This is a genomic window from Mesorhizobium sp. M4A.F.Ca.ET.090.04.2.1, from assembly GCF_003999085.1.
GTDB lineage: Bacteria > Pseudomonadota > Alphaproteobacteria > Rhizobiales > Rhizobiaceae > Mesorhizobium.
This window is the reverse complement of record NZ_RZOT01000261.1, coordinates 1-8,098: the sequence shown is the minus strand read 5'-3', so window position 1 is coordinate 8,098 and position 8,098 is coordinate 1. Positions and strand designations below refer to the sequence as shown.

Sequence of the window (8,098 nt, the reverse complement as noted above, 5' to 3'; positions counted from 1 at the left end):
CGGATGAGGGGTGTTCCGCGGCACGCCGTCTCCAGATGTCAGCTTTTCACCAGCTTCACAGGTGAATCCCCTCCCCGCTTGGCGATCAGCTCGCGCATCAGACGGCGCTCGCGCACCTCGATCGAGAGCTGGGCGCTGGACGGGCAGAACTGGGCGCTGTCGACCCTGGCCTCGCCGCGGATGAAGCGCTGGATGGCGGCCTGCACGTCCGCCAGCTCGGCATCCTTAACGGCGGCCAGGTAGCCGCGCATCTGCATGTCGACGTCAGCGCGCGCCGACTGCGGGAAGCATGAGAACATCGCCGCCAGGACCTTGGCCGCCTGCTGCAATTCGGCTGCTGTCATTGATCTCCTCGATGATTGAATTGGCGGCATCGAGATGGGTTTTTGGCCGATGCCAGCCGGGCCTTTCTTTCGGCGCGCCTGCGCGTCCTGAAAAAGCGAGAGCTTTTTCCCTGGACTCTGGGTTCTGGGAGTCTGGACTCTGGGGCTTATCCCCTGCCCGGCCGCGCGGCTTAACCCGCCCGTTGTCCGCCCCCTTATCCCGGGGCGATTTTGCGCTGTCGTTTGAAAGGCTTGGGTTGCCGCCCTTCAAGCCGTTGCGGCGCGCGAGCCTGGCCTTGCGGGCGTCCGCGATCATGCGCCGCGAATAGATGCGGCCGTGGCGATCGCGCGAGAATACACGGTTCCGCTCGAGCTCGCCAAGCAGGCCGGCAAGCTCCGCCTCGGGACAGCCGGTCAGCCGGGCGAGCGCCGACTCGTCCAGCCCCTTGCCGGCGACCGCGACATAGCCGATCGGCTCGTGCGCGGCGGCCACGCACAGCAGGCGCATCCACAACCCTTGCGCGGCGAGCGAGCAAAGCCTGAGGTTGGGATCGGACTCCCAGTCCGCCCAAAAGAATTTCGACCAGACGGTGCCGCTCATGGGGAGGTGTCCGGATGGGCGGCGCGCCAGTGGGGATCGGGTAATCTCCCCCCACCTGGGGGGAGATTGGCAGTTTCGGCCACACCGCCCATCATACCACCCCCGCCCGGTTCCCATGGAACCTGGCATGGTGGTGGCTGCAGTAGCTGCTCATCGGGCGCGTGCGCAGGCCGCAGCAGAGCATGTCGGGGCCGGGGCGCGCGCCGGGCGGATCGTCGTCGGCATCCTCGCGTAATGCGAGGTCGAGCGGCGCGCGGCAGCGGCCGAACAGGCAGTCGGTGAAGCGCATGGCGGCGACATGCGGCTGGCGGCCGGGCGCAGCCGGCCGCGGCGGCGCGGGGATCTTGTAGAGCTGCGCTTCGGATTTCTCGCGCGCCAGCCCGCCCGGCGCGAGCCATGCCGGCGGCAATGTCCGCGCTGGCATCCTCATCCTGGCTTGCTTCGGCTTGGGCGCGGTGCGGGCGGTCGCGATGTCATCCGCTTGCGCGGAGACCGCATGGGCCGATACGTCGACTCCGCCCTGCCCGTCCTCCGCGGCAGCTGCGTTGCAGCTGCCGAGGGTGGACCGGACGTCTCCCCCACTTGCGGGGAGATTGGCGGTTCCGGCGCTGGCGCCCGCCATCGACTGAGCACGTCTGGAAAACGCCGCCGGTTGGGAGAGCGTCACCCCTCCAGCGGCAACCCTGCCCCGCTTGCCTGGACGATCGGGCCGCGTCGCGTGCTTCCTCGGCCGGCCACCGGCGCGGCCGCCCTTGGGGTTGGCGAAGCCGATGGCGCGCAGGCCGGCGTTGCGATGCACGATGCCGATGATGGCATTGCGCGACACGCGCGCGCCGCGCAGCGCACTGAAGCGGGCGGCGATGCCGGAGGCCGAAAGCCCCTCCTTCAGCCAGGTCGCGATTTCGGTGAGTTCCTTGTCGGTATAGGCGGCAGGCATATCGGCATCCATCGGTTTGCGGGCTTGCGGGCGCGCGCCAGGGCTCGGCCCGAAGGCCGTCGCGAAAATCGTTCGGGGATTGGTCGGATCAGGCGGGACTCGGCGCCTCGCCATCAAGGCGCAGAAGGGCGGCCTCCGCCGCCTCCCTGGTCAGGCCGGACACCGCCCGGCCGGTTGCGCGATCGAAGAGGATGACGGTGCCGTCCTCAGTGCGGATCAGCGAGGTGACGCCGGTCCGCGGCGGGCCGGCGGCCTGACGAAGAAAGGGGGCCGGAGCCGGGGGAGGAGCGGCTCCGGCCGTTCCGGTGAACCGGGGTGCGGGCGGCTCAGCCGGATCCGGGGCAAACGCCCCGGTATTCGTCCGGACCGGGGAGGAGGACGGCCCGGACGATTGGAATTCAAAGTCGAAATGCACGCTCATGCCGCCTCCCCTTGCGCCGCGCGGCCGGCCAGCCATTCGTAGCTGACGCCGGCAATGCCGCGCCTCCGGCAGGCCGCCACCACATGCGCCCAGTGCTGCGGGGCGATGCGCTCGCGGCGGCGCATCTGGCGGGCGGCCTCGTAGCCGCAGCCGACATCGGCGGCGAAGGCGCCGATGCTGTGCCAGCGGTCGATCAGCCCGGAAATACCCGTGGGCTGCCCCGAGATGCTGGTGGGCAGAGCCGAAGCGCTCGTGGGCAATGCGGAAATGCTTGCGTGATGGTCGATCATGCGGTAAGCGTACGTTATGTACGAAAGAGTCGCAAGCGAATTCGTACACTTTGGACGATATTTTTCAGGCATTTTGTACGATGATGGATTCACGGCACAGATTGCAGCAGGCGCGCGCCCAGGCCGGCTATGCCTCGCCCAGCGATGCGGCCCGCGCCCTGCGCGAGATCAACAAGAACACGCTGATCAGCCACGAGAACGGCAACCGGCCGCTGTCGCGCAAGGCGGCGGAGAAATACGGCCGGCTGTTCGGCGTCGACCCCGGCTGGCTGTTGTTCAATGCGGACGGCGCCGAGGCCGCACCGGTCAGCCTGCAGCCCTCGCCCGTCACCGTCGACGTGCCGATCGTGTCCTGGATCAGCGCCGGTGAGCTCGGCAGCCAGGACAGCGTCGTCAACCTCTCCGACTATCCGACCATCCCGACCGCCGACCTAGAGGAAGGCGAGTGGATCGCGCTGCGCGTCGACGGGCCGTCGATGAACAAGATCTCGCCGCCGGATTCGATCATCTTCGTCAATCTGCGTGACAAGCGGCTGGTGACCAATGGCTGCTATGTGATCTCGGACGAGACCGGACGGGCCACCTACAAGCGCTGGCGCCCGAACGACACCCCGCCCTTCCAGCCGGCGTCGTACCTCGACATCCCGCCGCCGGAGCTGGAGGGCGCGATCACGATCATCGGGCGGGTGAAGCGGTCGATGATCGATATGTGAGTAATCTCGCTCTCGCCCGTCGGCCTCTGACTGCTCTTTCATGACGCCGCAATTTCTGCTTGCATGGCAAGCAGCCGTCGGCGTCGGCCGAGGTCGATGGTTTCGGGGGAGAACCGGCGAAATGACGAACCGGGAAGGCGTGGGCGAAAGCCGGCTGATACGGCTGGTGCGAAAATGGCGCCTGCCGCTGTTGCTGCTGCTGACCGGCGTCGTCGCGCTGGACGTCCGTGGCGCGATGGGGATCGCCAGCAATCTCGCCTACACGGCCTGTATCGGCAATGCGGCCGACCCGGCCCGCCGGATCGAAGCTTGCACGCAAATCATCGACAACCAGGCCGACGGTCCTGACAAACGCGCGACGGCCTACTTCAAGCGCGCCTACGCCTGGTCCATGGAAGGCGATCTCGACCGCGCCATCGCCGATAGCGACCAGGCGATAAGCCTCAATCCTGAATACGCATCGGCTTACTACAACCGAGGCTACGACTGGGCCACGAAGGGCGATTACGACCGGGCCATTGCCGATTACGGTCAGGCGATCGCCTTCGACCCGAAAAGCAGCGCTGCTTACAACAACCGGGGCCTTGCCTGGGCGTACAAGGGCGACAATGACCGGGCCGTCGCGGATTACAACCTGGCGATCATCGCCGATCCAAAGAACGCATCCGCATACCTCAACCGGGGCGGCGCATGGGCGGCGGAGGGCGCCTTCGATCACGCCATCGCCGACTACAACCAGGCGATTGCCTTCGATCCGACACTCATCGGGGTCTATGAAAATCGTGGCCTGAGCTGGGGCGGCAAAGGCGACTACGACCGCGCCATCGCCGATTTCAACGTGGCTATCGGCCTCGATCCGAAACGCGGCTACGCCTATTACGGCCGGGGTCTAGCCTGGTCAAACAAGGGCGACGACGACCGCGCGATCGCCGACTACGACCAGGCCGTGGACCTCGACCCGAAGCTTGCCGATGCCTACTACGCGCTGGGCCTCGCCTGGGCGCATAAGGGCGACCACGACCAGGCCATCGTCGACTACGACCAGGCAATCGCGCTCAATCAGAAATCCGCCGATTTCTACAGCGCCCGAAGCGCCTCCTGGAAGGCGAAGGGAAACCGCGAACGCGCCGAGGCCGACCGGAAGACGGCAGTTAGCCTTGGCGGTAAGTAGGTTGCCAGACTGGAAGGTCGCGTTGCTTCGCGCCTTCCCCTGCCCTCCGCTTGGCTCAGGGCCGGGCGCACAATCCAGCCACCGCAATTTCTGCTTGCATTCTGGAACAGAATGAGAACTGGCGCCTGCCGCGCTCTTCAAAAAGTGGCCGTCGTTCAGCGCCTTCAACAAGGCATGCCCCAGCGCCGGGTTGGTGAGCGTGTCCTTGTTGGCGGCGATCAGCAGGTCGCCTGCCTCCCGCGCATGATCGACGGCGAAAGCGTAGCCGGCGCGCGTCGCCTGCGCGAAGGCTGCAGCCGCCTTCGGATTGGCGCCAAGGAAGGCGTTGCTGGAGACGATCAGCGTGGTGTGCGCGTCGCGCACGCCGTAGTCGGCATAGCGGAACGAGCGCTGCTTCAGGCCCTTCAGCACTGTTCGAGCGATTGGGGAAGAGTGTTTTTGGAGCGAGGTGCGAAACGCTGTTCCTTCTCTCCAGTGGACAAGGCGGAGTCGCGTTATAAGATTTTCACTATTTTCTTATAACTCCCTTGAAATCCGGCCGGATAGCGTGCAGTTATAAGAAATCTGTGTAATTCTTATAACGCCCAGCCCAGACTTGGGATCGCGCCATGAAAACCATCGATCTCGCCTATCGCACCATGTATGCCGAGCTTGTGCAGCGCAGCCTGGATGCTTCCTTCGAGACCGATTTCTCGACAGCGGGCAATTTCGTGCGCGTGCCAGTGAAGGGCCGCGACTATTGGTACTTCGAGGAGACCCGGCCGACGAAGACCAGGCGTTATGTCGGTCCGGCCGAGGACCCCGAGATCGCCAAGCGGGTCGCGGCCTTCAAGGAGATCAAGAGCGATCTGAGAAGCCGCCGCAAGCTGGTTTCAAGTCTCGTGCGCGACGCCGGCCTGACGGCGCCGGACCCCGTCACCGGCGACGTGGTCGAGGCGCTGGAGAAGGCCGGGCTCTTCCGCCTGCGCGCGGTGCTCGTCGGAACGGTCGCCTTCCAGACCTATGCCGGGCACCTCGGTGTCAGGCTGCGTGGGGCCGCGCTGCAGACGGGCGACGCCGACTTCGCCCAGTTCCATTCCGTCTCGGCCGAGGTGGACGACAGCCTGCCGCCGGTTATCGAAGTGCTGAAGGCAGTCGATCCGACATTCCGCGAGGTTCCGCACCGGACCGATGCCGGACGCGCGACGCAGTTCGAGAACGCTTCCCGCTACCGGGTCGATTTCCTCACCCCGAACCGGGGCAGCGACGACCATGCCGATCACGCAAGCCCGATGCCGTCGCTGGGCGGCGCCTCGGCACAGCCCTTGCGCTTCCTCGATTTCCTGATCCGCGATCCCGTCCGGACGGTGCTCCTGCACCGCTCCGGCGTGCCCGTGCTCGTCCCCTCGCCCGAGCGCTTCGCCGTCCACAAGCTGATCGTCGCCGCGCGCCGCGAACGAAGCGCCGGCGCCAAGCGGGAGAAGGATCTGTATCAGGCAAGCCTGCTGGTCGAGGCGCTGGACGTCACGCGTCGGCAGGACGACCTCGCCTTTGCATTCGCCGAAGCGTGGAACAGGGGCGACGCCTGGCGGGACGCGCTGCGGAAAGGCCTGAACCTGCTCGGTCCCGACAGCCGTGACATGGTCGACCTGGTGCTCGGAACAGCGCTTGCCGCAGTCGGGGCGCAACTCGAAGGCTTTACGATGCGGCTCGCCTAACACGCCACGATTTGCCGCCTTATCGTTCAATTTGTACGAATTCATCTTGACCCGTATTCGTACGTAAAGTACGATATTTCCCTTCTCCGAGGGGAACATCCTTGAACACCGCGAACCACGCCGCCTTCGCCGACCTCTCCCGTCCACTGCTTTCATCCTTGCCGCTCGAACAGCGCGAGCGCCTCGCCGGCGCCTGGCGGATGGCAAGCCAGGACATCGCCGAGGACATCCGCTTCATCCGCCAATATCTGAAGGTCATCGCCGAGAAGGAAGAACGGCTGTCGACCGGCACGCTGGTCCACAGCCGCGCCTATGTCGAGGCCTGCGCCGGTTGGTTGCCGCGGACCGTGGCGCGCTATTTGCGCAACCTGCGCGCCATCACCGAATGCGAGTTGGCGATGACGGCTGCCGGCATCAGTTTTGCCAAGTCAAGCGATGCGTGGTGAGCCATCGCTTCTCCGCTTGTCTCCTGCCCTACGAACTGAGACGGCGTTCACCCGTTGAACTTGTCGGGGAATTGTTTGGCGATGCCTTCCGTCAGCATGTCGGCGAACTTCAGCATGTGATCATGCCCTTCGTCGTAGGACTTGATGTCCGCCGCCCAATCCTTCTTCAGCCGGCCGACCACCTCGCCGGTCGTCAGTTCCAGATGCTTGTGGAGCATGTCCCGGAGATCTTTCTCGGGCCAGTTCGGATTGGCCTTGCCAAGGAACACCGCAATGTCATCGGCATTGCCGGTCCATTTTTCCTGAGCGGCCGAGAGCTTGTCCTTGCTGCCTGATTTGGCCGCCTTGACCACTTCCGTCGCAATCTTGATGTGGTCTTTCAGCAGCGCGGCCAGTTTCTGGCCGGCCGCATCACCGTAGTAAGGCTTTACCGCGTCGCCTATGTCGTCCTGGTTCTGGAGGAGACGCTTCGCGACTTCGTCCGTGTCTTGCAGATCAGCGAGGGCGCTGATGATGTAGTTGCGCGTGTAAGTGATGTGGTCTTCCCAAAGTTTCCGCATTGCCGCTCGAACGTCCGTCGCCGATTGCGGTTCGCCGGCGCGAGCGGGCAGCAGCGACAACCATCCGGCAGCCGCAAGAGACACAGCAGAGAGAGAGGAAAGCAGTACCAGACGCCTGTTCATGGCCGATCTCCGAATGTGCCAACACTCGCGCGACAGATGGGCAGCAAAGCGCGGCCGATCGGCTGTTTCCGTCCCGATCGTCGGCACCCGAAGGCGATGTTCGCTATCGGAAGATGAACATTAGCGATGGCTAAAGGTTCCGCGCCGGCGGCGAAATAGCGAGCCGTGGCGATGGCGATCCTTACGATGGAAAAAGGCTCCGGCGTAGCATGCCGGAGCCTTCGTCCTTTTTCGACGCATCAACCGCCGCTCGGAGCCGGCGCGGGGGCGGCCGGAGCCGGAGCCGCGGGCGCAGGTTCTGATGGCGCAGGGGCCGCAGGCGCGGGTTCCGAAGGCGCGGGCGCCGCAGGCGCAGGCGCTGACGGCGAGGATGCCGCCGGCGCCTCGACCTTGGGCGATTCGACCTTGACGTTGACGTCTTTGCTGCCGCCGCCATTGATGTTGATGACACCTGTGAAGACGAGCAGAACCACGATCGCCAGAATCGCGAGAACGACCGCGACAACCGTGCCACCTCCGCCCGAATTCACAACCGTTGGACCGTCAGCCATGGTTCTTCTCCTTACGATTGCACTGTCGAGAAAACGGGCGCGTCACGGCAACGTTCCGCCCCAGGGACCTCAGTCCCGGCAGCCGTGAGACTGAAGTCTCATCACCACGCGCAGAGGGCCGGAATGGTCGGTTTCAAGGAAACCGAAGCCTCGCCAACTCATTGGTAAGCGGACCACCGGACACGTCCCTTCTCGGCGGTCTCTGGGTGCCCGCCAATCATCGTTCCCGTGCTGGCGGGCACCCAGAGACCGCCGAGAAGGGACG

11 protein-coding genes and 1 pseudogene are annotated in these 8,098 nt (G+C 65.3%); 4 read left to right on the top strand and 8 right to left on the bottom strand.

The genetic code is table 11. From position 1 onward, the window contains the following. Positions 1-38: 38 nt before the first annotated feature. The 5 genes from EN781_RS18860 to EN781_RS18840 form a co-directional block, all read right to left on the bottom strand. On the bottom strand, positions 39-299 hold the full coding sequence (locus EN781_RS18860) for a hypothetical protein (protein ID WP_127400225.1): 261 nt from the start codon (positions 297-299) through the stop codon (positions 39-41). After that, positions 265-831, bottom strand: a complete 567-nt coding sequence (locus EN781_RS18855; protein ID WP_127400224.1) for a hypothetical protein — start codon at positions 829-831, stop codon at positions 265-267. Before EN781_RS18855 ends, EN781_RS18860 begins: the two co-directional genes overlap by 35 nt. A gap of 184 nt (positions 832-1,015) precedes the next feature. Continuing rightward, positions 1,016-1,861 carry a GcrA cell cycle regulator gene (locus tag EN781_RS18850; protein WP_126055368.1) on the bottom strand — a complete coding sequence of 282 codons (846 nt, stop codon included), beginning with the start codon at positions 1,859-1,861 and terminating at the stop codon, positions 1,016-1,018. 88 nt (positions 1,862-1,949) lie between these two features. Further along, a complete protein-coding gene (locus EN781_RS18845; protein ID WP_126055369.1) occupies positions 1,950-2,282 on the bottom strand; it encodes a hypothetical protein in 333 nt (110 codons plus the stop codon). Next, on the bottom strand, positions 2,279-2,572 hold the full coding sequence (locus EN781_RS18840) for a hypothetical protein (RefSeq protein WP_245455511.1): 294 nt from the start codon (positions 2,570-2,572) through the stop codon (positions 2,279-2,281). Before EN781_RS18840 ends, EN781_RS18845 begins: the two co-directional genes overlap by 4 nt. 83 nt (positions 2,573-2,655) lie before the next feature. Here EN781_RS18840 and EN781_RS18835 point away from each other — a divergent pair, with 83 nt between their 5' ends. After that, on the top strand, positions 2,656-3,285 hold the full coding sequence (locus EN781_RS18835) for an XRE family transcriptional regulator (RefSeq protein WP_245492613.1): 630 nt from the start codon (positions 2,656-2,658) through the stop codon (positions 3,283-3,285). A gap of 121 nt (positions 3,286-3,406) precedes the next feature. After that, on the top strand, positions 3,407-4,456 hold the full coding sequence (locus EN781_RS18830; protein WP_189347678.1) for a tetratricopeptide repeat protein: 1,050 nt from the start codon (positions 3,407-3,409) through the stop codon (positions 4,454-4,456). Between the two features lie 291 nt (positions 4,457-4,747). On the opposite strand, the pseudogene EN781_RS35345 reads toward EN781_RS18830, so the two are convergent. Further along, a pseudogene (locus tag EN781_RS35345) lies at positions 4,748-4,819 on the bottom strand (hypothetical protein); the annotation flags it as partial. A gap of 245 nt (positions 4,820-5,064) precedes the next feature. On the opposite strand from EN781_RS35345, the gene EN781_RS18820 reads away from it, so the two are divergent. Both EN781_RS18820 and EN781_RS18815 read left to right on the top strand, forming a co-directional pair. Then, the gene (locus tag EN781_RS18820) at positions 5,065-6,153 is read left to right on the top strand and encodes a GSU2403 family nucleotidyltransferase fold protein (RefSeq protein WP_126055372.1); all 1,089 of its coding nucleotides are present in this window, start codon (positions 5,065-5,067) and stop codon (positions 6,151-6,153) included. 101 nt (positions 6,154-6,254) lie between these two features. Continuing rightward, positions 6,255-6,599, top strand: coding sequence for a hypothetical protein (locus EN781_RS18815; RefSeq protein ID WP_126055373.1), 345 nt, complete (start codon positions 6,255-6,257; stop codon positions 6,597-6,599). A gap of 47 nt (positions 6,600-6,646) precedes the next feature. On the opposite strand, the gene EN781_RS18810 is transcribed toward EN781_RS18815, so the two are convergent. Together EN781_RS18810 and EN781_RS34825 are read right to left on the bottom strand one after the other, a co-directional pair. Then, positions 6,647-7,282 carry an acetylglutamate kinase gene (locus EN781_RS18810; RefSeq protein WP_210213483.1) on the bottom strand — a complete coding sequence of 212 codons (636 nt, stop codon included), beginning with the start codon at positions 7,280-7,282 and terminating at the stop codon, positions 6,647-6,649. 239 nt (positions 7,283-7,521) lie between these two features. Further along, entirely contained in the window at positions 7,522-7,833 is a 312-nt protein-coding gene (locus tag EN781_RS34825) for a hypothetical protein (protein WP_189363045.1), read from the bottom strand. Between the last annotated feature and the right edge of the window lie 265 nt (positions 7,834-8,098).

Bases quoted from the DNA above. Each gene is read 5' to 3' on its own strand.
- EN781_RS18820 (WP_126055372.1), top strand. From the start codon at position 5,065: ATGAAAACCATCGATCTCGCCTATCGCACCATGTATGCCGAGCTTGTG.
- EN781_RS18855 (WP_127400224.1), bottom strand. From the start codon at position 831: ATGCGCCTGCTGTGCGTGGCCGCCGCGCACGAGCCGATCGGCTATGTC.
- EN781_RS18860 (WP_127400225.1), bottom strand. From the start codon at position 299: ATGTTCTCATGCTTCCCGCAGTCGGCGCGCGCTGACGTCGACATGCAG.
- EN781_RS18810 (WP_210213483.1), bottom strand. From the start codon at position 7,282: ATGAACAGGCGTCTGGTACTGCTTTCCTCTCTCTCTGCTGTGTCTCTT.
- EN781_RS18850 (WP_126055368.1), bottom strand. From the start codon at position 1,861: ATGCCTGCCGCCTATACCGACAAGGAACTCACCGAAATCGCGACCTGG.
- EN781_RS18835 (WP_245492613.1), top strand. From the start codon at position 2,656: ATGGATTCACGGCACAGATTGCAGCAGGCGCGCGCCCAGGCCGGCTAT.
- EN781_RS18845 (WP_126055369.1), bottom strand. From the start codon at position 2,282: ATGAGCGTGCATTTCGACTTTGAATTCCAATCGTCCGGGCCGTCCTCC.
- EN781_RS18830 (WP_189347678.1), top strand. From the start codon at position 3,407: ATGACGAACCGGGAAGGCGTGGGCGAAAGCCGGCTGATACGGCTGGTG.
- EN781_RS34825 (WP_189363045.1), bottom strand. From the start codon at position 7,833: ATGGCTGACGGTCCAACGGTTGTGAATTCGGGCGGAGGTGGCACGGTT.
- EN781_RS18840 (WP_245455511.1), bottom strand. From the start codon at position 2,572: ATGATCGACCATCACGCAAGCATTTCCGCATTGCCCACGAGCGCTTCG.